18 protein-coding genes and 1 pseudogene are annotated in these 20,673 nt (G+C 72.3%); 10 read left to right on the top strand and 9 right to left on the bottom strand.

What is annotated here, in order from left to right:
• The first annotated feature begins 23 nt into the window (after nt 1–23).
• From H4687_RS21010 to H4687_RS21000, 3 genes are read left to right on the top strand one after another with little or no spacing between them, the layout of a single operon-like run.
• Nucleotides 24–1,592 (top strand): 4-coumarate--CoA ligase family protein, encoded by a 1,569-nt coding sequence (locus tag H4687_RS21010; RefSeq protein ID WP_046914958.1) that lies wholly within the window; start codon nt 24–26, stop codon nt 1,590–1,592.
• Entirely contained in the window at nt 1,589–2,335 is a 747-nt protein-coding gene (locus H4687_RS21005; protein WP_046914957.1) for an enoyl-CoA hydratase family protein, read from the top strand. The genes H4687_RS21010 and H4687_RS21005 overlap by 4 nt, the downstream gene beginning before the upstream one ends.
• Complete coding sequence (locus H4687_RS21000; RefSeq protein WP_233443363.1) at nt 2,332–3,054, top strand: TetR/AcrR family transcriptional regulator; 723 nt, start codon at nt 2,332–2,334, stop codon at nt 3,052–3,054. Before H4687_RS21005 ends, H4687_RS21000 begins: the two co-directional genes overlap by 4 nt.
• A gap of 3 nt (nt 3,055–3,057) precedes the next feature.
• Here H4687_RS21000 and pdxH read toward each other — a convergent pair whose 3' ends face one another.
• Nucleotides 3,058–3,687, bottom strand: coding sequence for a pyridoxamine 5'-phosphate oxidase (pdxH, locus tag H4687_RS20995; protein ID WP_046914963.1), 630 nt, complete (start codon nt 3,685–3,687; stop codon nt 3,058–3,060).
• A 154-nt stretch (nt 3,688–3,841) separates the two neighbouring features.
• Between pdxH and H4687_RS20990 the strand changes: the two genes are divergently transcribed.
• The gene (locus H4687_RS20990; RefSeq protein WP_046914956.1) at nt 3,842–4,942 is read left to right on the top strand and encodes a citrate synthase 2; all 1,101 of its coding nucleotides are present in this window, start codon (nt 3,842–3,844) and stop codon (nt 4,940–4,942) included.
• 15 nt (nt 4,943–4,957) lie between these two features.
• Here H4687_RS20990 and H4687_RS20985 read toward each other — a convergent pair whose 3' ends face one another.
• The 4 genes from H4687_RS20985 to H4687_RS20970 form a co-directional block, all read right to left on the bottom strand.
• Nucleotides 4,958–5,986 (bottom strand): isopenicillin N synthase family dioxygenase, encoded by a 1,029-nt coding sequence (locus H4687_RS20985; RefSeq protein ID WP_046914955.1) that lies wholly within the window; start codon nt 5,984–5,986, stop codon nt 4,958–4,960.
• A 436-nt stretch (nt 5,987–6,422) separates the two neighbouring features.
• The gene (locus tag H4687_RS20980) at nt 6,423–7,064 is read right to left on the bottom strand and encodes a maltokinase N-terminal cap-like domain-containing protein (RefSeq protein WP_046914954.1); all 642 of its coding nucleotides are present in this window, start codon (nt 7,062–7,064) and stop codon (nt 6,423–6,425) included.
• A gap of 69 nt (nt 7,065–7,133) precedes the next feature.
• Nucleotides 7,134–8,633: a PAS domain-containing protein gene (locus H4687_RS20975; protein WP_046914962.1), complete on the bottom strand. Its 1,500-nt coding sequence runs from the start codon at nt 8,631–8,633 to the stop codon at nt 7,134–7,136.
• Between the two features lie 189 nt (nt 8,634–8,822).
• Nucleotides 8,823–9,584, bottom strand: coding sequence for an SIS domain-containing protein (locus H4687_RS20970; protein ID WP_046914953.1), 762 nt, complete (start codon nt 9,582–9,584; stop codon nt 8,823–8,825).
• A gap of 293 nt (nt 9,585–9,877) precedes the next feature.
• On the opposite strand from H4687_RS20970, the gene H4687_RS20965 reads away from it, so the two are divergent.
• A complete protein-coding gene (locus H4687_RS20965; RefSeq protein ID WP_005486189.1) occupies nt 9,878–10,570 on the top strand; it encodes a metal-dependent transcriptional regulator in 693 nt (230 codons plus the stop codon).
• A 1,179-nt stretch (nt 10,571–11,749) separates the two neighbouring features.
• Nucleotides 11,750–12,607 carry an alpha/beta fold hydrolase gene (locus H4687_RS20960; protein ID WP_046914952.1) on the top strand — a complete coding sequence of 286 codons (858 nt, stop codon included), beginning with the start codon at nt 11,750–11,752 and terminating at the stop codon, nt 12,605–12,607.
• Between the two features lie 212 nt (nt 12,608–12,819).
• On the opposite strand, the gene H4687_RS20955 is transcribed toward H4687_RS20960, so the two are convergent.
• The 3 genes and pseudogenes from H4687_RS20955 to H4687_RS20950 all read right to left on the bottom strand — a co-directional run bounded on the left by H4687_RS20955 (nt 12,820) and on the right by H4687_RS20950 (nt 14,090).
• Nucleotides 12,820–13,128 carry a hypothetical protein gene (locus H4687_RS20955; RefSeq protein WP_046914951.1) on the bottom strand — a complete coding sequence of 103 codons (309 nt, stop codon included), beginning with the start codon at nt 13,126–13,128 and terminating at the stop codon, nt 12,820–12,822.
• Nucleotides 13,091–13,294, bottom strand: a pseudogene (locus tag H4687_RS48515) (DUF6333 family protein); the annotation flags it as partial. The pseudogene H4687_RS48515 and the gene H4687_RS20955, both read right to left, overlap by 38 nt.
• A gap of 112 nt (nt 13,295–13,406) precedes the next feature.
• Entirely contained in the window at nt 13,407–14,090 is a 684-nt protein-coding gene (locus H4687_RS20950; protein ID WP_046914950.1) for a bifunctional DNA primase/polymerase, read from the bottom strand.
• A 304-nt stretch (nt 14,091–14,394) separates the two neighbouring features.
• Between H4687_RS20950 and H4687_RS20945 the strand changes: the two genes are divergently transcribed.
• Both H4687_RS20945 and H4687_RS20940 read left to right on the top strand, forming a co-directional pair.
• Complete coding sequence (locus H4687_RS20945; RefSeq protein WP_046914949.1) at nt 14,395–15,777, top strand: hypothetical protein; 1,383 nt, start codon at nt 14,395–14,397, stop codon at nt 15,775–15,777.
• A gap of 157 nt (nt 15,778–15,934) precedes the next feature.
• Complete coding sequence (locus H4687_RS20940) at nt 15,935–17,581, top strand: hypothetical protein (protein ID WP_050398178.1); 1,647 nt, start codon at nt 15,935–15,937, stop codon at nt 17,579–17,581.
• Between the two features lie 104 nt (nt 17,582–17,685).
• Here H4687_RS20940 and H4687_RS20935 read toward each other — a convergent pair whose 3' ends face one another.
• Nucleotides 17,686–18,990 (bottom strand): ABC transporter substrate-binding protein, encoded by a 1,305-nt coding sequence (locus H4687_RS20935; protein WP_078907130.1) that lies wholly within the window; start codon nt 18,988–18,990, stop codon nt 17,686–17,688.
• Nucleotides 18,991–19,118: 128 nt separating this feature from the next.
• On the opposite strand from H4687_RS20935, the gene H4687_RS20930 reads away from it, so the two are divergent.
• Together H4687_RS20930 and purU are read left to right on the top strand one after the other, a co-directional pair.
• Entirely contained in the window at nt 19,119–19,619 is a 501-nt protein-coding gene (locus tag H4687_RS20930) for an SCO4402 family protein (protein WP_028797063.1), read from the top strand.
• 109 nt (nt 19,620–19,728) lie between these two features.
• Nucleotides 19,729–20,610 carry a formyltetrahydrofolate deformylase gene (purU, locus tag H4687_RS20925; RefSeq protein WP_050398177.1) on the top strand — a complete coding sequence of 294 codons (882 nt, stop codon included), beginning with the start codon at nt 19,729–19,731 and terminating at the stop codon, nt 20,608–20,610.
• Nucleotides 20,611–20,673: the final 63 nt, after the last annotated feature.

Below are 20,673 nucleotides of genomic sequence, written 5' to 3'. Positions count from 1 at the left end.
GCCGGAGCGCACGAGGAGGAACCATGTTCCGCAGCGAGTACGCAGACGTCCCACCCGTCGAACTCCCCATCCACGACGCCGTACTGGCCCGTGCCGCCGAGTTCGGCGACCTGCCCGCGCTGATCGACGGCGTCGACGGCACGACCCTCACCTACGAGCAGGTGGACCGCTTCCACCGGCGCCTCGCCGCCGCGTTCGCCGAGGCGGGCGTCCGCAAGGGCGACGTCCTCGCCCTGCACAGCCCCAACACGATCGCCTACCCGACGGCGTTCTACGCGGCCACCCGCGCGGGCGCCACGGTCACCACCGCGCACCCGCTGGCCACCCCCGGCGAGCTGGCCACCCAGCTGCGGGACTCGGGGGCGAGCTGGATCGTCACCGTCTCGCCGCTGCTGCAGACCGCCCGCGCCGCCGCCGAACGCGTCGGCGGCATACGGGAGATCTTCGTCTGCGACAGCGCCCCCGGGCACCGCTCACTGATCGACATGCTCGCCGGTGCGGCACCCGAACCGGCCGTCGACATCGACCCGGGCACGGACGTGGCGGTCCTGCCGTACTCCTCCGGCACCACCGGCGTCCCCAAGGGCGTCATGCTCACCCACCGGTCCATCGCCACCAACCTCGCCCAGCTCGAACCGGTCATGCCGGCGGGCCCCGGCGACCGCATCCTCGCCGTCCTGCCGTTCTTCCACATCTACGGGCTCACCGCCCTGATGAACGCCCCGCTGCGACTCGGTGCCACGGTCGTCGTCCTGCCCCGCTTCGACCTGGAGAGCTACCTCGCCGCGATCGTCCGGCACCGCATCACCCACCTCTACGTGGCCCCGCCGATCGTCCTCGCCCTCGCCAAGCACCCGGCGGCCGAACGACACGACCTCTCCACGGTCCGGCACATCCTCTCCGCCGCCGCACCCCTCGACGCGAAGCTCGCCGCCGCCTGCTCCGCCCGCCTCGGCCTGCCGCCCGTCGTCCAGGGCTACGGCATGACCGAACTGTCCCCCTGTTCCCACATCGTGCCCCTCGACCGGGCCGCCTCCGCGCCCCCCGGCACCGTCGGCAGGCTCATCGCCGGCACCGAGATGCGGATCGTCTCCCTCGACGACCCCGGCAAGGACCTCGGCCCCGGCGAACCGGGCGAGATCGTCATCCGGGGCCCCCAGGTCATGAAGGGCTACCTGGGCCGCCCCCAGGCCACCGCAGACATGATCGACGCCGACGGCTGGCTCTCCACCGGCGACATCGGCCACACCGACGCCGACGGCTGGCTGTACGTCGTCGACCGCGTCAAGGAACTGATCAAGTACAAGGGGTTCCAGGTCGCCCCCGCCGAACTCGAAGCCCTCCTCGTCACCCACCCCGGCATCGCCGACGCCGCCGTCATCGGCCACTACAACGACGACGGCAACGAGGTTCCGCACGCCTTCGTCGTCCGCCGCCCCACCGACCGTGAACTCTCCGAGGGCGAGATCATGATGTACGTCGCCGAACGCGTCGCCCCCTACAAGCGCGTCCGCCACGTCACCTTCATCGACGCCGTGCCCCGCGCGGCCTCCGGGAAGATCCTCCGCCGCGAACTCAGGGAGCGCCTGTGACGGACACCGAACCCCTCGTACGCACCGCGCACCACCGGGGCATCACCACCCTCACCCTCGACTCCCCGGCCAACCGCAACGCCCTCTCGGCGGCCCTCGTCGCCGCACTCCGCGACGCCCTGGACGGGTGCGGCAAGGACGACGCCGTACGGGCCGTCGTCCTCACCCACACCGGCAACACCTTCTGCGCCGGCGCCGACCTGCGCGACCCGCCCGACCCGCAAGCCCTGGTCGACCTCTTCCGGCAGCTCCTGCAGCTGCCGAAGCCCGTCGTCGCGCGCGTCACCGGGCACGTCCGGGCGGGCGGGCTCGGCCTGCTCGGGGCCTGCGACATCGCCGCCGCCGGACCCGAGGCCACCTTCGCCCTCACGGAGGTCCGCATCGGTGTCGCGCCCGCCGTCATCTCCCTCACCCTGCGCCCCCGTACCGACCCGCGCGCCCTCGCGCGCTACTACCTCACCGGCGAGAAGTTCGGCCCCGCCGAAGCCGCCCGCATCGGGCTGATCACCGACGCCGGCGCCGAGGTCGACGCCGTACTCGAACCCGTCCTCGACGGACTGCGCCGGGCCTCACCGAGGGCCCTGGCGGAGGCGAAACAGCTGCTCACGACTAAGGTGCTGGAGAACTTCGACCGGGACGCGGGCGAACTGACCCGGCTCTCGTCCCGGCTGTTCGCCTCCGCCGACGCCCGCGAGGGCATGACGGCCTTCCTCGAAAGAAGGGAACCGGGATGGGTGCTGTGAGTGCGGTGGGCACATCCGACGAGACCGGAACCGAGACCGACACCGGAACCGAGACCGACACCGACACCGACACCGGAACTGTGACCGGCACCGAGACCGGCACCGGCACGGACATCGACGCCGAACCCGCCACGGTGGCGGACCGGGGCCCCAAGCAGGACCGCAGCCGGGTCACCCGCAAGCGGCTCCTGGAAGCCGCCGTGTCCTGCCTCGCCGAACACGGCTGGGCCGGCTCCACCGTCTCCGTCGTCGCCGAGCGCGCCGGTGTCTCCCGAGGCGCCGCCCAGCACCACTTCCGCACCCGCGAGGACCTCTTCACCGCCGCCGTCGAGTACGTCGCCGAGGAGCGCTCCCTCGCCCTGCGCGCCCTCTTCCCCGAGGGACCCGCCGACCGCCGGGCCGTCGTCGCCGCCGTCGTCGACCTCTTCACCGGCCCCCTCTTCCGCGCCGCCCTCCACCTCTGGGTCGCCGCCTCCAACGAGGAGCAGCTCCGCCTGCGCGTCACCGAACTCGAAGCCCGCGTCGGCCGCGAGACCCACCGCATCGCCGTCGAACTCCTGCGCGCCGACGAGACCGTCCCCGGCGTCCGCGAAACCGTCCAGGGCCTCCTCGACATGGCCCGCGGCCTCGGCCTCGCCAACCTCCTCACCGACGACACCGGTCGCCGCGACAGGGTCGTGAACCAGTGGGCGGCCCTGCTGGACGAGGCCCTCGGCTGACCCCTACGGGCTGAGCCGCTCCACCCGCCACGACCCGTCCGGCTCCGCCGTGTACCGCAGCCGGTCGTGCAGCCGGTTCCCCCGCCCCTGCCAGAACTCCACCGCCTGCGGCGTCACCCGGAAACCGCCCCAGTCCGGCGGCACCGGCACCTGCTCGCCCTCCGGATAGCGGGCGTGCAACTCCTCGTAGGCGGCGTCCAGTTCGACCCGTGAGGAGATCACCGAGGACTGCGCGCTGGCCCACGCGCCCAGCTGTGAACCATGCGGTCGCGTCCGGAAGTACGCCGCCGTCTCGTCCCGCCCGGTCCGCCGCGCCGTACCCGTCACGATCACCTGCCGGGCGATCCCGTGCCAGGGGAACAGCAGCGAGACGTGCGGGTTGTCCGCCAGGTCCCGGGCCTTGCGGGAGCCGTAGTTCGTGTAGAAGACGAAGCCCCGCGCGTCGTACGCCTTCATCAGCACCGTACGGGAACTCGGCCGCCCCTCGGCGTCCGCCGTCGACACGACCATGGCGTTCGGCTCGAAGACCGCGCCCTCCCGCGCGGCCTGCCCGAACCACCGCGCGAACTGCTCCATCGGGTCGCCGGCCAGCTCGCTCTCGTCGAGGCCGTCGGCGCGGTACTGCTTGCGCATGACGGCGGGGTCGTGATCGTTCACATGGTCATCCTGCCGTATCAACGGCCGCCGGTGGAGAAGTGGCACTGAGTGCCGCGGACTCTCCCCAAACCTGGCACTCAGGCGTATGGTTTTGGAACCCCCTGTCGCCCGCATCAAGAGGAGCCGCCTGATGTCCGACTTCGTACCCGGGCTCGAAGGAGTCGTCGCGTTCGAGACGGAGATCGCCGAACCGGACAAGGAGGGCGGCGCGCTCCGGTACCGCGGCGTCGACATCGAGGACCTGGTCGGCCACGTCTCCTTCGGCAACGTCTGGGGCCTGCTCGTCGACGGTGCCTTCCGCCCCGGCCTGCCGCCCGCCGAGCCGTTCCCCATCCCCGTCCACTCGGGCGACATCCGCGTCGACGTCCAGTCCGCGCTGGCCATGCTCGCCCCGGTCTGGGGCCTCAAGCCCCTCCTGGACATCGACGAGCAGCAGGCCCGCGCCGACCTCGCCCGCGCCGCCGTGATGGCCCTGTCCTACGTCGCCCAGTCCGCCCGCGGTCAGGGCCACCCCATGGTCCCGCAGCGCGAGATCGACAAGGCCCAGTCCGTCGTCGAACGCTTCATGATCCGCTGGCGCGGCGAACCCGACCCCAAGCACGTCGCGGCGGTCGACGCCTACTGGACCTCGGCGGCCGAGCACGGCATGAACGCCTCCACCTTCACCGCGCGCGTCATCGCCTCGACCGGCGCGGACGTGGCGGCGGCCCTGTCCGGCGCCGTGGGCGCCATGTCCGGCCCCCTCCACGGCGGCGCCCCCTCCCGCGTCCTCGGCATGATCGAGGAGATCGAACGCACGGGCGACGCCGACGCCTACGTCAAACAGGCCCTCGACAAGGGCGAACGCCTCATGGGCTTCGGCCACCGCGTCTACCGCGCCGAGGACCCCCGCGCCCGCGTCCTGCGCCGCACCGCCCGCGACCTCGGCGCCCCCCGCTTCGAGGTCGCCGAGGCCCTGGAGAAGGCGGCCCTGGCCGAACTCCACGCCCGCCGACCCGACCGCGTCCTCGCCACGAACGTCGAGTTCTGGGCCGCGATCGTCCTCGACTTCGCCGAGGTCCCGGCCCACATGTTCACGTCGATGTTCACCTGCGCCCGCACCGCGGGCTGGTCCGCCCACATCCTCGAACAGAAGCGCACCGGCCGCCTCGTCCGCCCCTCCGCCCGCTACGTGGGCCCGCCCGCGCGCGGCCCGCAGGAGATCGCCGGGTACGAGGACATCGCCGACTAGCGGATCCGGCTCAGGTCACGCGGGGCTGAGCAGCCCCGCGTGATGCCGCTCCGCGACCAGCGGATGCGCCCGCAGCTTCCCCTTCAGTTCGTTGAACCCGTACTCCGCGAACAGCGGGTTCCCCGGATCGTCGGTCACCCCGGGCGCGACGGACGCGTACGGGAAGACGAGCGGCTCGACCCGCGCGTCGAGCCGGGGGTTGTAGAAGAACGGCACCGAGAACCGCTCGGTCGCCCCCGCCGGACTGACGACCCGGTGGCGGGTGGCGAGCAGGTACCCGTTGGTCGCCACCTCCAGCAGCTCCCCGAGATTCACGACGAACGCCCCCGGGATCGGCGGCACGTCATGGAACAGCCCGTCCGCGCGCTCCACCTGCAGCCCACCGACCTGGTCCTGCAGCAGCAGCGTCAGGAACCCGTAGTCCTTGTGGGCCCCCACCCCCTGATCGGCGCCGTCCCCCGCACTGCCGGGGTAGCGCACGAGCTTCAGATGCGGATGCGCCCGCTCCCCGAAGATCGGGTCGTAGAAATCGGCGGGAGCCCCGATGGAGACCAGCAGCTCACGCAGCAACCGCTGGGCCACGGCGCTGAGCCGGTCGATCCACGCGAGGGCGGCGTCCCGCAGCCCCGGCAGGGAGCCGGGCCACTGGTTGGGCCCCTGCAGCCACCAGTAGGCGGGCTCACCGTCCCCCGGGACGCGCGCGGCCCGCTCGGCCCCGATGTCCAGCTGGTCCCGCCAGTCCCGGCTCCCGCCCGTCCGCTCGTCCCCGGTCCGCGTGTACCCCCGGAAGTGCGGCGAGTTGACGTTGTCGAGGGCGAGCCGCTCGGCCTCGGGCAGGGCGAAGAACTCCCGCATGGCGCCGGTGAGCCGCGCGATCTCGTCCTCACCCACCCCGTGCCCGACGAGCTGGAAGAACCCCACGTCGTGCGCGGCACTGTGCAACTGCGCGTGCAACAGCGCCCGCGCCTCGGGTCCACGATCGGCGGCGGAGAGATCGATGATGGGCAGCTGGGGGTACGACGAGGCCGTCGCTGTGTTCGTCATGGGATGCGTCCGAGGAGGAGAAAGGGCTGGGGCGGGCGGCGAGGTCAGACGGAAGGCCGACAGCCCATGCTCGTGACGCGCGCGTAGTCCACGTGCCGGCGTCGAACGAGTATCGGAAGCATGGTGAAAGCATACTGCGCCCTACGAAACGCAGACGACCCGCAGACTCTGGGTCCCTCCGCCCAAGGGCGAAGAAGCCGGCCGGACGTACCGGCGAGTCTGCGGGTCGGGTGACTGCTTGAGATTGGGCCGGCTGCGTGTACAGAGCACACGCGGGTCCGACACCGCACTGAGAATGGTGACGGGCGCTAGCCCGCAGCCACCTCGCGCGTCCGGGTTTCATACATGTACCCGATCACCTCCTTTCGGCGTGGGCACCACATTAGAAACCGTGGCGACGGTGCTCAAGTGATTTTCCGGGTGGATTGCCGAGCGATCACCGCAGCACGGCGAGGACCCCGCGCACCCGGGTCTCGTCCGGCAGGGTCCAGTGGCCGGTGACCTGGCCCTTCGCGGCGGCCGGCAGGTCGAGGGAGCCGGGCCGCAGGACGCGGTTCAGGTGCAGGACGGTGGGGGCGGGAGCGAGCGGCAGCTCGGTGGCCTCGGGGGTGTCCGTGGCGCGCGCGTCGGCCGTGGAGAGGGGGGCGTCACCCGCGTAGGAGTGGGTGATCTCGTGGTCCGGGGTGTCCGAGACGCTCTGGGCCTGGGGTTCGGCGCGGCCCTCGAACAGGGCCAGGAGCTGGGTGAGCAGCACCGGGTCGTGGCAGCCGTCGTAGGTCCAGCGCTTGCCGAGGACACCGTGTTCCAGGGTGCCGACGAGGGCGTGGTCGGCGCCCGGGAGCGGGGCGCTCCGGTAGGTGAGGGGGACCAGGTAGTGCACCGGGGCGGGGCCGGAGGTGTCGGTGGCGACCATGAACTCGATGCCGACCTCGCCCTCCGGGTCGTCCAGACGGAAGCCGCCGGCCTTGGCGAGCACCGGGGCGTCCGGGCCGCCCGCGTACCAGGGGCGGGTGGGCAGCCATGAGGTCAGGAGTTCGAGTTTGGTGGGCTTGAGCCAGGTGCGGTGGATGACAGACATGGCGTGATTCTCCGCCGGTCCGCCGAGCGGACGCGAGCCCTTTCCCGCCCTGCCGCGCCGCCCACCGCGCTACTCCGAGGACCGCTCCAGGGCCTCCAGGTCCAGGGCCGCGGCGATGTGGACGGCGACGTCCTCGGCGTAGACCGCGTCGCCGCGTTCGAAGGGGGTACGGCCGGCGGTGCGCAGGAAGGTGACCACGCCGAGGGTGCGGCCGCGGCTGCGCAGGACGGCGCAGAGGGCGTGCACGGTCTCCGGGGGCCACTGGCGCCCGGTGGCCCACTCGCGGGCCGCTTCCGGGGTGGCCGTACCGGCGCTGGCGCGCACCGAACCGGCCCGGTCGACGCACTGGAGGGCGGGGTGGCCGGGGCCGTAGCGGACCGGGATGCCGGCGTGGCCGGCGAGGTGGCTGGGGCCCGGCCGGCCGGTGGGCGTGGCGGCGGCGCGGACGAGGCGGGCGGGGCCTTCGCCGTCGGTGAGGGAGCCGCCGGAGACACGGTCGATGAGGGCGTGGTCGGCGAAGCCGGCGAGGGCGAAGTCGAGGTGGACGGTGGCGGCCTCGCCGGGGTCCTCGCACTCGGCGGCGGCGCGGGCGGCCCGGTGGAGCTGGTTGACGCGGAAGCGGAGCTGCGCGGCCTCCTGCTCGGTCTGCTTGGACTCGGTGACGTCCTGGAAGAGCCAGCCGACGCCCAGGGGAACGGGTTCCTCGGCCAGCGGCGAGGCGAGGCGCAGGAAGCCGCTGCGCCAGCACCTGCGCTTCTCGCCGTCGGGGGTGCGCACGCCCACCCAGATCTCGGCGGGCGCGGGCGGGGCGCCCTCGGCGAGGACGTGGGTGAGGGCGCTCTCCAGCTCCTCGACGCCCTGGGCCAGCAGTTCGCCGAGGGGGCGCCCGAGGACGGCCGTGCGGCCGATGCCGAGGGAACGGGCCGCGTGGGCGTTGACGACGGCGGGGCGCAGGTCGGCGTCGACGAGGACGACGCCCCAGGAGGCGTCCTCGAAGAGGGCCTCGCTGAGGGCGATGGACCGCTCCAGGTCGATCTGGGCGTGGACCTCGCTGAAGGCGCAGTACAGGCCGGCGGGCTTGCCGTCGGTGCCGCGTACGGCGGCGGACTGGGTGCGTACGAGGACGCGTCCGCCGTCCTTGGTGACCAGGGCGAACTCGTGGACCTGCCGGCCGGAGGCGTGCATGGCGGCCATCAGCCGCCCCTCGACCTCCTCGGCGTCGGCGGTCCGTACGGCCCATCCGGCGAACCCGCGGCGGCCCACCGCCTCCTGGGCGCTCCAGCCGAGGATGCGTTCGGCCTCGCGGTTCCAGTGGGTGACGACGCCGTCGGCGTCGAAGGCGCAGAGGGCGGCGTCCATGCCGTCCAGCAGGGCGGCGAGGAGATCCGAGCCACCGGAGTCCGTGAATTCCCCGGTGCCTTCGGTGTCCTCGGTGTTCACCGTGCCCTCGATGTCGTCGGTGTCCTTGGTGTCGTTGGCGTCCTTCGTGTTCTCGTCCGTCGGACCGGTCCGCTCGGGCTCGTCGGGTCCGAGCGCGTCGGTGGTCCCACGACGCCGGGAAGCACTCACCTGAACCCCCTGCAGGCTGCGTTGCGTCCGCGTGTACGGCATGTACGGCGCGTCGGTTCGCTCACTGGCCATCATTCAACTCGAACGTGATCCAGCCCACATCTGGTTCACGCAAGATGTGGACGAAATCGTTGTACGCCGGATTTCCTCCTCACCCTTCTCAACGTTCCCACGAACCCGGGTGCTCAGTCAGCGCAGGTAGAAGATGCGATCGCCGTACTCCCGCATGATGCGGTCGTTCCAGTCGAGGCCGCCGTCGACGTTCCCGGAGCGGAGCAGGGGCGGTTCGACGCCCCGGTCCGCGAGGGAGGCGGCGGCGGTGGCCATGACCGACTGGAGGATCGCGGAGGTGACGACGGTGGAGGCCGGGGCGAAGGGGGCGGGGATGGTGTCGAGGGTGAGTTCGGCGTCGCCGACCGCGATCTTCGAGTCGAGGACGAGGTCGCAGTGGTCCTTGAGGAAGGTGCCGGAGGAGTGGCGTGAAGTCGTCGCCGTGGCGTAGGCGACGGAGGTGAGGCCGATGACCTTCACCCCGCGTTGCCTGGCGTGCGCGGCCATCTCCACGGGCAGGGCGTTGCGGCCCGACAGCGAGATCACGACGAGCAGGTCACCGGCGCGCAGCGGGCTGTGGTCGAGGACGGCGGTGGCCAGTCCGTCGACCCGTTCCAGCGCCGACCCGAGCGTGGCGGGGAGTACGTCGACGCCGAGCGTGCCGGGGACGGCCAGCAGGTTCATCAGGGCGAGGCCGCCGGCCCGGTAGACGAGGTCCTGGGCGGCGAGGGAGGAGTGTCCGGCCCCGAACGCGAAGAGGCGACCGCCCTCGACCACGGTGTCCGCGATCATCTCGCCGGCCGCGACGACCTGCTCCCCCTCCTCGTCCCGTACCCGCTCCAGCAGCCCGATCGCCGCGTCGAGGAACCGCCCACCCGCCGTGCCGCCGTCCAGTCCCATGCGCCGACCCCTTCACCTTCTGCGAGTCCCGAGTGTCGCGGATCACGTTAAAGGTCTGGACCAGTGAGGTGTCAATACGGCCGCGGGTGGGCGATGGTCCCCGCCACCCGTCGGGAAAGGGGCGCGGGGTCACAAATCGGCCACCCGGCGCGAGTCATACCGCCGTCGTTCCCCCGGCACCACCCGGTTGTCGGTCGGATGCGTAAGAATTGGGTCCAGGGCCAGCGCAGCACGCCGCAGCACGCCGGGTACGGCCGTCGAAGCCTCCGGCTGGATCTCATCGAGGGGCACGTATGTCCGGACTGATCGACACGACGGAGATGTATCTCCGCACCATCCTCGAGCTGGAGGAGGAAGGTGTGGTCCCCATGCGCGCCCGGATCGCGGAGCGGCTCGACCAGAGCGGCCCCACGGTGAGCCAGACGGTCGCGCGCATGGAGCGCGACGGCCTGGTGGCCGTCGCCGCGGACCGCCACCTGGAGCTGACCGAGGAGGGCCGCCGGCTGGCCACGCGCGTGATGCGCAAACACCGCCTCGCGGAGTGTCTGCTCGTCGACGTGATCGGCCTGGAGTGGGAGCAGGTGCACGCGGAGGCGTGTCGCTGGGAGCACGTGATGAGCGAGGCGGTCGAGCGCCGCGTCCTGGAACTGCTGCGCCACCCCACCGAGTCGCCGTACGGCAACCCGATCCCGGGCCTGGAGGAGCTGGGCGAGAAGGACGGCGCGGACCCCTTCCTGGACGAGGGCATGGTGTCGCTCGCCGACCTCGACCCGGGCACGGAGGGCAAGACCGTGGTCGTACGCCGGATCGGCGAGCCCATCCAGACGGACGCCCAGCTGATGTACACGCTGCGCCGCGCGGGCGTGCAGCCCGGTTCCGTGGTGAGCGTGACGGAGGCGGCGGGCGGCGTCCTCGTGGGCAGCGGCGGCGAGGCGGCGGAGCTGGAGGCGGACGTCGCCTCCCACGTGTTCGTCGCCAAACGCTGAACCTCCCACCCGACGACCCCGACCCCTGCACCACCCCGACGCCCGGTACCGGCCCGGCCCCGGCCGCAGTACCGGCGTCGGCGCCCCCCCCGCCGCGCCGCCGTCGACGGACTCAGGCGCCGGGGAACCCCGCTCGCCCTCCCGTGAGCCGTACCGGTCCGCCCACCCCGCCGTCGGCGGACGGCACACCGATGCCGCCGAGCGCCGCACCGGCCGACGCCGCTCCGCCGCCCGGTTCCGGCCGTCGTTCCGGTGGCGCCACCCGCCCTCCCGAGCCCGCGAGCCAGGTCGCGCCGCTCGCCTCGCTCCCCGACGGATGGCACACACCCGCACCCCGTCGGCGACCGCCGCACGCCGCGCCGTCGGCTGCCGCGCTGTCGGAACTGGCTGATTCCGGCCGTCGACGGCGGTCCGTGTCGGCTTGCGTCGACCGTTGTTCGGTGTGTGTCGGTGGATGTCCGTATCGGCCGCCAACTCCCGGTGCGGAAGGGGAAGTTGTGGGGGATCGGGGTTCGTGTCCGGGATCTCGCCCCGTCGAAGATTCAGTGCGCCGAATCGCAGCGCGCGAACCGTTCGCATGCGAGGCTTGCGCGTGAGGCATATGACCTGAGGGGCTCTTGGCCGCCCGAGACGGCGGATCTCCGGTGGTAGGGGAGGGGGCGGGGCTGATGTGCCGTGGACGTGAGGAGGGCCCCGGCGCCGTGTGGCGCCGGGGCCTGTCCTCCCCTGTGCTGACCCGGAGCCCCGAGCTCCCAGGGTCAGTCCCCTCGGACCGTTTTCCCCGAGCGGTCCGCCTCCCGTTGAAGATCTCCCCTCGGTGGCGGCGGGCAATCCTTGAGGGGGGTCACTCGAACGAGGGGTGTTGCCGCCCAGGGCAGGATCTTCGAATGTGCATTCGATAGCGTGGGCGGCGTGGCGATGTGTGACACGTGCCCTGACCGACTCGCGCACCCCACACGTAACGTGTCAACCGATATGCACGCTGTAACACACGGGCGGGTCGTCCGAGCGGCGCGCACGGGGTGACGGCGGCTGGAGCGACGGCGGATGCGACGGGGAAGCAGTAGGAGCAGCAGCGGAACAGCGGTACGACAGCAGTTGGGACGAGTGGACCAACCGGCTCGAAGTGGGTACACGAGGCGGGAGCGAGTGGTCCGGGCGGGAGTCTGGGGGGTGCCAATGGTGCGGCGCATCGACGTGACGGGAGCGGACGGCGTGAGTCTCGCCGCCTGGGAGTTCGACGAACCGCCCAAGTCCGGTGAACACGAGCCCCGGCCGGGGGTGCTGTTACTGCACGGCCTCATGGGCCGCGCCTCCCACTGGGCCCCCACCGCCCGCTGGCTCTCCGAACGGCACCGCGCCGTCGCACTCGACCAGCGCGGTCACGGCCAGAGCGCGAAGCCCGAGCAGGCCGCGTACACCCGGGAGGCCTACGTCGAGGACGCCGAGGCGGCGGTCGAACAGCTGGGCCTGGGCCCGGTCGTCCTCATCGGCCACGCCATGGGCGCCCTGACCGCCTGGCAGCTGGCCGCCCGCCGCCCGGACCTGGTGCGCGGCCTGATCATCTGCGACATGCGGGCCTCGGCGCTGGGCGCCGCCTCGCAGCGCGAGTGGGAGAACTGGTTCAAGGCCTGGCCGCTGCCCTTCGCCACCCTCGCCGACGTCCGCAAGTGGTTCGGCGAGGACGATCCCTGGGTGGAGCGCCCCAGCCCGTCCCGCGGCGAGTTCTACGCCGAGGTCATGCACGAGGGCCCCGACGGCTGGCGGCCCGTCTTCGACCCCGAGCAGATGCTGAAGACCCGCGAGACGTGGGTGTACGACGCGCACTGGGAGGAGCTGACCCAGGTCCGCTGCCCCACCCTCGTCGTCCGCGGCCTCGACGGCGAACTGGGCCGCGCCGAGTCCCAGGAGATGGTCCGCGTGCTGCCCCACGGCCAGTACGCCGAGGTCGCCGACGCGGGCCACCTCGTCCACTACGACCAGCCGGACGCGTGGCGCGCGGCCATAGAGCCGTTCCTGGACACCTTCTCGGACTGATTCCCACACGGCGGGAGGGCCCCGGACCGCTCCGGGGCCCTCCCTCGTCCGTAGTCGAGGCCCTCGCCCTTCACGGGCTCGCCGACGTAGTTCATCTCCAGGGAGGAGAAGTCGATGCCGCCGGGCCGCCCGAAGTACCCCTTGCCGTTGTTGGCGTCGTACATCTTCTGCAGCCGCTTGGCCTCCTCCGGCGTCTTGCCGGAGCGCAGGGCCTAGTCGATGATCGGGCCGCGCCCGCCCTTGAGGGGGTCGGCGTCGAACCGCTTGTCGTCGTGCGTGTGGACGTTGGGCCTGCCGGTGCGCTCGATGCCGTTGGAGCGCTGTTCCCAGATGCCGGCCTGGGTGCGGCTGGTGCCCCGGAGCTGCTTCAGCTCGTCGTCGGACGCCTTGATCCTGTCGATCGTGCCCTGGGCCGTCCTCGCGCCGGTGATGGTGCTGAAGGTGGCAGTCGTCCCCGAGGTTCCCCAGCGCCGGATCGACGATCTCGGTGACGCCGCCCCAGCATCCGACCCGGACGACATCGAGATCCGCCCGGGTCGCCAGGGCCACGGCGTCGGTGGCGTCGACGGGGGCGAGTTCCTCGCGGACGGCGTCGACGGTCCCGAACGAGGACACGAACTCCCGCGCCCGCACCAGATCATGAGCGGGCAGAACCGCCGAACCGCCCGGCAGCGGCGCACGGACCACGGTCAGGAGAACTCCCCTTACCGGACCACTTCCTGATCCTCCGCCACGTTCCAGAAGGTGTCCTCAGTCATGACGACACCCTGGGGAAACGGTCCCGCGAGGGCGGCGGGAGTCAGCGGCGCCCGTCCCGCCCGCACGCGTAGGCGAGCGGTGAGATCAGTTCCTCGGCGTCCGGCAGCCAGCGGTTGGCCGGGGTGGGGCGCCGGGCCCACTGCACGGCCCCCCGCGACCCGTACCGCGTCGGCGGAGCCGCCACGTACTCGCCCTCGCCCAGCGCCCTGAGGTCGAGCGCCAGCGGCGACCAGCCCAACTTCCGTACGAGATCGGGGACCTTGACGGAGGCACCCGGCAGCACGAAGAAGTGCATCCGGCGGTCCGGCGTCCAGGTCACCGGGCCGAGGGTCAGCTCCATGCGTTCCATGCGGGCCAGCGCCAGCAGGCCGGCGGTCTCCGGAACGTCGATCGTGTCGAACGTATGGCCGGTCGGCAGAAGGATCGACGCGGTGGGCTGCTCCGACCACAGACGGCGTGCGGCGGTCGCACTGCCTGTCGCCTGGGTCGCCCAGTCCTCGCGCGCCGGGTGCGCGCCGGGGGCGGCGCACACCGCGCTGCCGCAGGAGCACTGCTGCACCCCGTCGACGGCTTCCAGCCATGTACCGGGGAACACGTCCCAGTGGCGATCTTCGGTGTAGCGAACGGCGGTGTCCAGCAGCGATTCGCCACGCTGCTTCGGGATGTGGGCAGCTTCAGGGCCCGCGATGGTCTCTTCCACGATGAACACAACTCTAGCGGTCATCAGGGGTTACGGAAGTCACATGCGCGGGGGAGAGCATCGCCGATCGGGCCGGGGCGCATGGGCGCACGGCCGGGGGCGCGCGGGCGGGATCACGGAGTGAGCCGGGTAGCCACGTGTGGGGTACAGCATCCGTGTTTACCCCGGCAATCCTGGTATGTCTCGCATCTTCGGTATGTCGGCGGGGCATTGATCTTCGAGGCCGGAACCTTTCGATATGTGGGTACACGTATGCGAGAGGAGTCGGCCGCTGAGGACACGTCAACTCGGTGCGTGGGCAAGGCACCACAGCCACAGGGGGTACGCCATGGCCGCAAGGCCGCTCGTCGCCAGGCAGCCGAACGAACGACTGCAGGCACTCATCCAGGAAGCGGGCTGTTCCAACGCCGGGCTGGCCCGGCGGGTCAACATGTGCGGCGCGGAGCACGGCCTCGATCTCCGCTACGACAAGACGTCCGTGGCCCGCTGGTTGCGGGGACAGCAGCCGAGGGGCCGGGCGCCCGCGATCATCGCCGAGGCCCTCGGCCGCAAACTGGGCCGCACGGTCACCATCGACGAGATCGGCATGGCCAACGGCAAGAACCTCGCGTCCGGCGTCGGTCTGCAGTTCTCGCCGACGGTGCTGGGGGCGATCGAGCAGGTCTGCGAGCTGTGGCGCAGCGACGTGGGGCGGCGGGACTTCCTCTCCGGCTCGTCCGTCGCCGCCTCCGCGCTGGTCGAGCCCAGCCGGGACTGGCTGATCTCGTCGCCGGACTCCCAGGTCGCCCGCACGGCGGGACCCCGCGTGGGGTCGGCCGACGTGGACGCCGTGCGCGCGATGACCCAGGCGCTCGTCGACCTCGACCACCAGTACGGCAGCGGGCATGTGCGGCCGGTCGTCGTGCACTACCTGAACAGCGTCGTCTCGGGGCTGCTGGCCGGCTCCTACCGGGAGGCGGTGGGGCGGGAGTTGTTCGCCTCGGTCGCCCGACTGACCGAACTCGCCGGGTACATGGCCGTCGACACCGGGCAGCCGGGCCTCGCCCAGCGGTACTACATCCAGGCGCTCCGCCTCGCCCAGGCCGCGGGCGACCGCGCCTACGGCGGTTACGTCCTCGCCGCGTCCATGAGTCACCTCGCCGCGCAGCTCGGCAACCCGCGGGAGATCGCGCAGTTGGCGCGGGCGGCGCAGGAGGGGGCGCGTGGGCGGGCCACGCCGCGCGCGGAGTCGATGTTCCACGCGGCGGAGGCGCGCGGGCACGCGCTGATGGGCGACGCGCGCGCCGCGCAGGCGGCGGCGGGGCGTGCCGTGGAGGCGCTGGAGAGCGCGGATCCCTCGGCCGGGGACGACCCGGTGTGGATCAGGCACTTCGACGAGGCCTATCTCGCCGACGAGCTGGCGCACTGCCACCGGGATCTGGGGCAGGCGGAGGCGGCGGCCCGGCGGGCCGAGGAGTCCCTGGCCAGGCATCCGGAGTCACGGGCCCGCCGGCGGGCCATCGGATACGTCCTGCTCGCCACGGCGCAGGTGCAGCAGCGCGAGGTCGAGCAGGCCTGTCACACGGGCATGCAGGCCGTGGAGCTGCTGGGATCGCTGCGGTCGAACCGCGGGGCCGAGTATCTGGACGACTTCCAGCAGCGGTTGGAGCCGTTCCGGGAGGAGGCGGTGGTCAGGGAGTTCGGGGCGCGCATGGACTTGCAGGCGGCGTAGAGCGCCGTGGGTGGGGTACTGGGGTGGCTCACGTGGTTCCCGCGTCCCTGAGGGCGGCTTCGCCCCCTCCTCGGGGCGCGGGTGGTGCGTGGGCCGTCATCCGGAACCGGTAGCGTGAGTCGACGATTCCGCAAGTCCCCCATTCGTAGGAGTCTCGGTGACGCAGAGTGGACAGGGCGAGGAGCCCTCGGCGCGGACCGCGCGCGAAGGCATCGTGCTGCCCTCGGACGGTGGGGCGCCGCTCCATCCGAGCGATCTGCCGCCGGCGCCGCTGCCGCCTGCCCCGGCCCAGCCGTGGGACCAGCAGCGGCAGTGGGGTTCCGAGGAGGCCGCGGCGCCCGCCGGCCACTGGAACAGCGCGCCGTCCGCGCCACCCGCTCCGGAGTGGGGCGGTCAGGGCACGCACGACCCCTACGACCCGTACGGGGCCCAGGCCGCGTACGGCACCCAGGGCGGGACGCCGCTGCCGCCCGAGGGTTCCACGGGGTCGGAGTACGGCCTCGGGGGATACGGCGGAACGGGCTCGGGCACGCCGCTGCCGCCGGCCGCGGGTGAGGCGGCCCCGCCGCAGGCACCCGTGGACGAGGGGGCCACCCAGTACATCCCCTACGTACCGGCGACCGGGGCCATGCCCATGGACGAAGGCGCGACGCAGTACATACCGCCGGTGGCCGCGCAGGCGCCCGCCGCGGAGGCCGCCACGCAGTTCCTGCCGCCGGTCGGGCCGGGCGCGCTGCCGCCGGAGGCGTCGGCCGACGCGACGGCGTACCTCGGGCGGGTGCCGGACCACGGCGCCGGGCCCCTGCCGCCCGCCGGCCACCCCGGACAGCCCCCGCACACGGCGCCCGCCGGGAACCCGGACGCCCAGCCGACGCAGTTCATCCCGCCGGTGGCCGCGCAGGCGCCGGCCCAGCCGCAGCCGTACGGTGCGCCGGGGCCGCGGCGGCCGAGCCCGCCCCAGCAGCAGCCGGACGTGTTCGACAGCCTCTTCCGCAGCGACGCGGCGGCGGAGGGTGCCGCCGGGGCCACGCAGCAGATGCCGAAGATCGACCACACGGCCGCTCCGCAGCCGCCGCGGGGCCCGGGCGGGCCCTCCGGTCATGGCGGTCATGGCGGTCACGGTGGTCACGCCGGGCGGGCCGGTGCGAGACGGGACGGCGGGGGCGGCGGGGGCGGCCGTACGAAGTCCCGGGTGCCGCTCATCGCGCTCGTCGGGGTGGGGATCGCCGTGCTCGGCATCGGGGCGGGTGCGCTGATGGCCGGGTCGGGGGACAAGGACTCGCCGAGCGACAACAAGCCCGTGGCGGCGACCGGGGCTCCCGAGGAGTCGGAGTCCGCGGCGGCCGATCCGGCGAAGGAGCAGGCGGTCGCGCTGGACAAGCTGCTGGCGGACAGCGGCAACAGCCGCAACAGCGTGATCAAGGCGGTCGCGAACATCAAGACCTGCACGAACCTGGGGCAGGCCGCCACCGATCTGCGGGACGCGGCGAAGCAGCGCAACGAGCTGGTGACCCGGCTCGGGGAACTGTCCGTCGACAAGCTGCCCGACCACGAGGCCCTGACCACCTCGCTCACCAAGGCCTGGCAGGCCTCCGCCTCCGCCGACGACCACTACGCCGCGTGGGCCGACCAGAGCGCCGGCAGGAAGGGCTGCAAGAAGGGCCAGGCACGCCCCACCGGCCAGACCCAGGCCGGCAACGCGGCCAGCGGCACCGCCAGCGCGGAGAAGGCCAAGGCCGCCAAGCTCTGGAACACCATCGCCACGACCTACGGCCTGACCACGCGCCAGGCGGTCCAGCTCTAGCGAAGCGGCGCGGCCACGGCTCTGCGGCCGCGGTCGGAGCCGGAGTCAGAGCCGGAGCCGGAGCGTGTCGGCCGGAGCCCGTCGGCCGGCGCCGCCCGGTTCGCTCAGCTGTCCGCCTCCACCAGTGTCTTCTCCACGTTCACGAAGTCCCGGCGGGCGGCGACCAGTTGGCCCTTGCGGACCACCTGGAAGGTGACTTCCGGGTTGATGAGGCGGGGGAAGCCCGCGGAGGCGATGAGGTCTTCGAAGCGCCAGCTCAGAGGTGGGGTGAGGCCGCCCGTGGTGACGGTCAGGCCGTCGTCGAGGACGCGGCGGACCGCCTGGGCGGTCACCTCGCCGTCACCGATCTTCCGCAGGGCGGCCCGCAGGACGGTGTACGCGATCCACGTGGTCTGCACACCCGGGTCCGCCGGGTCGATCCGGTTGTCGTCGAACGCGTGCTCCCGGATCACCTGCTTCATCCGGTCCCACCGCTTGTCGGTCTCCACCGGGTACCAGCCGGTGACGTACGCCCCCTCGTACGGCCCCGACCTGCCGCCGGTCGCGTCGATCACCGTCTGGTCGACGCTGCCGAGGACGGTCCCGGTGCGGACGGACGGGTAGTCCCCGCGGTCGCGGCGGAAGGAGTCCATGAAGGTGAAGGTGCGGTCGCCGAGCGCCGGGACCACACAGCCCTCCGCGGCAGGATCGGAGGCGGCCCGCCGCAGGGCCTCCCGGGCGTGCCCGCCGTACTCGGTCGCGTCCTCGGCCGCCAGCTGGTCCTCGGATCCCTGATGGCCCCCGGACCGCAGCCCCGAGTCCAGCAGCAGCGGCAGCTGGTCGCCGGCGATCGAGTCGGGGCGCACGAGGGCGACCGGGCCGCACGCCTTGGCCAGCTGCTCGCCGAGGCCCGCCATGAGGGAGGCCTGGCCGCCGTTGACCGGGTAGGACAGCGCGCTGGCGAACTCGTCGTCGGTGACGCCGTAGCCGCCGATGTAGGGAATGCCCGCGGACTCCAGCGGGGCGAGGTAGGAACGGCCGTGCTGGCTGTAGGACCCGACGACCGCGACGACGTTCTCGTCGGCGGCGCGGCGGGCGCACTTCGCGGCGTTCACGGTCTCGTTGTGGTCGTTGCAGGTCAGGATCTTGAGTTCGCGGCCGTTGATGCCGCCGTTGGCGTTGATCCAGCGGGCGTACGCCTTCGCCATGGCGGGCATACCGGGCTTGTTGGTGGCGGACGTCTTCTCCGGGGCCCAGGTCATGACGGTGACGGGGTCGTCCCCGGTACCCCCCGTGGTACCGGGGACGACCCCGCACCCGGCGACGAGCGACGCACACGCCGCCAGTGTGGTGGCCCTGACCAGGCGTTTGGCCAGCCCTAGGGGGAGGTCTGTGAACAGAGGGGTCCGTCGTGCCCGGGAACCAGTCATGGCTCCGCACGATTCCGCCACACCGCCAACCCGGGAGTGACGGACGGTCGACGTGAGGTGACCAGGAGGTGAATTGCAAAGAGCTACGATCGTATTTTCGCGTGGTTGCAGAGAGGAACGCAGGATCGATGACCGTCCAAGGTCCGGAGACCCCTTCCCGTCGCGGGCGTCGCTCATCCACCATGGGCGACATGCCACTGAACGACATGCCGTGGTGGCGCTGGCGCAGCAATGTGCGCTCCGCGCTGCACATGCTCTCCGACCCCGCGTTCCAGCAGAATGTCTGGCTGGCCGGTGTCGACGGGTACGGGGACGTCACCGACGCCGTGTACCGCCTGGTCGAGGACACCTGGCTGGACAACTGGTCCGCCGAGAAGTACGTGGGCACGATCTTCCGTGACGCCCAGGAGGCCGCCCTCGTCGACACCGCCGTGCTGCGCGTGCTGCGGATCATGCACCAGGTCGGCCCGGACGCGCCCGTCTCCGCCTACGTCGACCACGAGGCCTGGCCCGAGGCGGTCCGCGCCGCCCGCGAGGCCCACGTACGCCTCTCGGCGAGCGACGGGGAGGACCCGGACACGCCGCCGCGCACCCTTGAGGTGCTGCGGATCATGACGCGGGCGGCGTAGGGGCCGGAAGGGCGGGCGGGACGGGCGAGGGGCGCGCGAGGGGCGGACGGGTGGTCCGGTCCTCGGGACGGTTGCCGACCCGGGTACGCCATATGGGACCCTGTCCGGCATGAACGCGCAGTCCACCCGAGCCGCGGCGCCCGCCGACCAGTACGTCCTCACCCTCGCCTGCCCGGACAAGCCGGGCATCGTGCACGCCGTGTCGAGCTACCTCTTCATGACCGGCGGCAACATCGAGGACAGCCAGCAGTTCGGCGACCACGACACGGGACTGTTCTTCATGCGCGTCCACTTCTCGGCGGAGGCGCCGGTGAACGTGGAGAAGCTGCGGGCCAGCTTCGCGGCGATCGGTGACTCCTTCCAGATGGACTGGCAGATCAACCGGGCCGACGAGAAGATGCGCATCGTCCTGATGGTCAGCAGGTTCGGGCACTGCCTGAACGACCTGCTCTTCCGGGCCAGCATCGGGGCGCTGCCGGTGGAGATCGCGGCCGTCGTCTCCAACCACACCGACTTCGCCGAGCTGGTGGGGTCGTACGACATCCCCTTCCACCACATTCCGGTGACCAAGGACACCAAGGCGCAGGCCGAGGCGCGGGTGCTGGAGATCGTGCGCGAGGAGAAGGTCGAGCTGGTCGTTCTGGCCCGCTACATGCAGGTTCTCTCCGACGACCTCTGCAAGCAGCTGAGCGGTCGCATCATCAACATCCACCACTCCTTCCTGCCGAGCTTCAAGGGTGCGAAGCCGTACCACCAGGCGCATGCGCGGGGTGTGAAGCTGATCGGGGCGACGGCGCACTATGTCACCGCCGACCTCGACGAGGGGCCGATCATCGAGCAGGAGGTCGAGCGGGTGGGGCACGGGGTGACGCCCGAGGGGCTGGTCGCGGTCGGGCGGGACGTGGAGTGCCAGGCGTTGGCGCGGGCGGTCAAGTGGCATGCGGAGCGGCGGATTCTGATGAACGGGCGGCGGACGGTCGTCTTCGCGTAGGGGCTCCGCCGGGCGGGGGCGCCTCAGGGGTCGGGGGCGGGTGTTGTGTCGGCGGGTGCGGGT

Origin of the sequence: Streptomyces stelliscabiei (assembly GCF_014873495.1) — a bacterium.
GTDB lineage: Bacteria > Actinomycetota > Actinomycetes > Streptomycetales > Streptomycetaceae > Streptomyces > Streptomyces bottropensis.
This window is presented reverse-complemented; position numbering and strand designations above follow the sequence as displayed.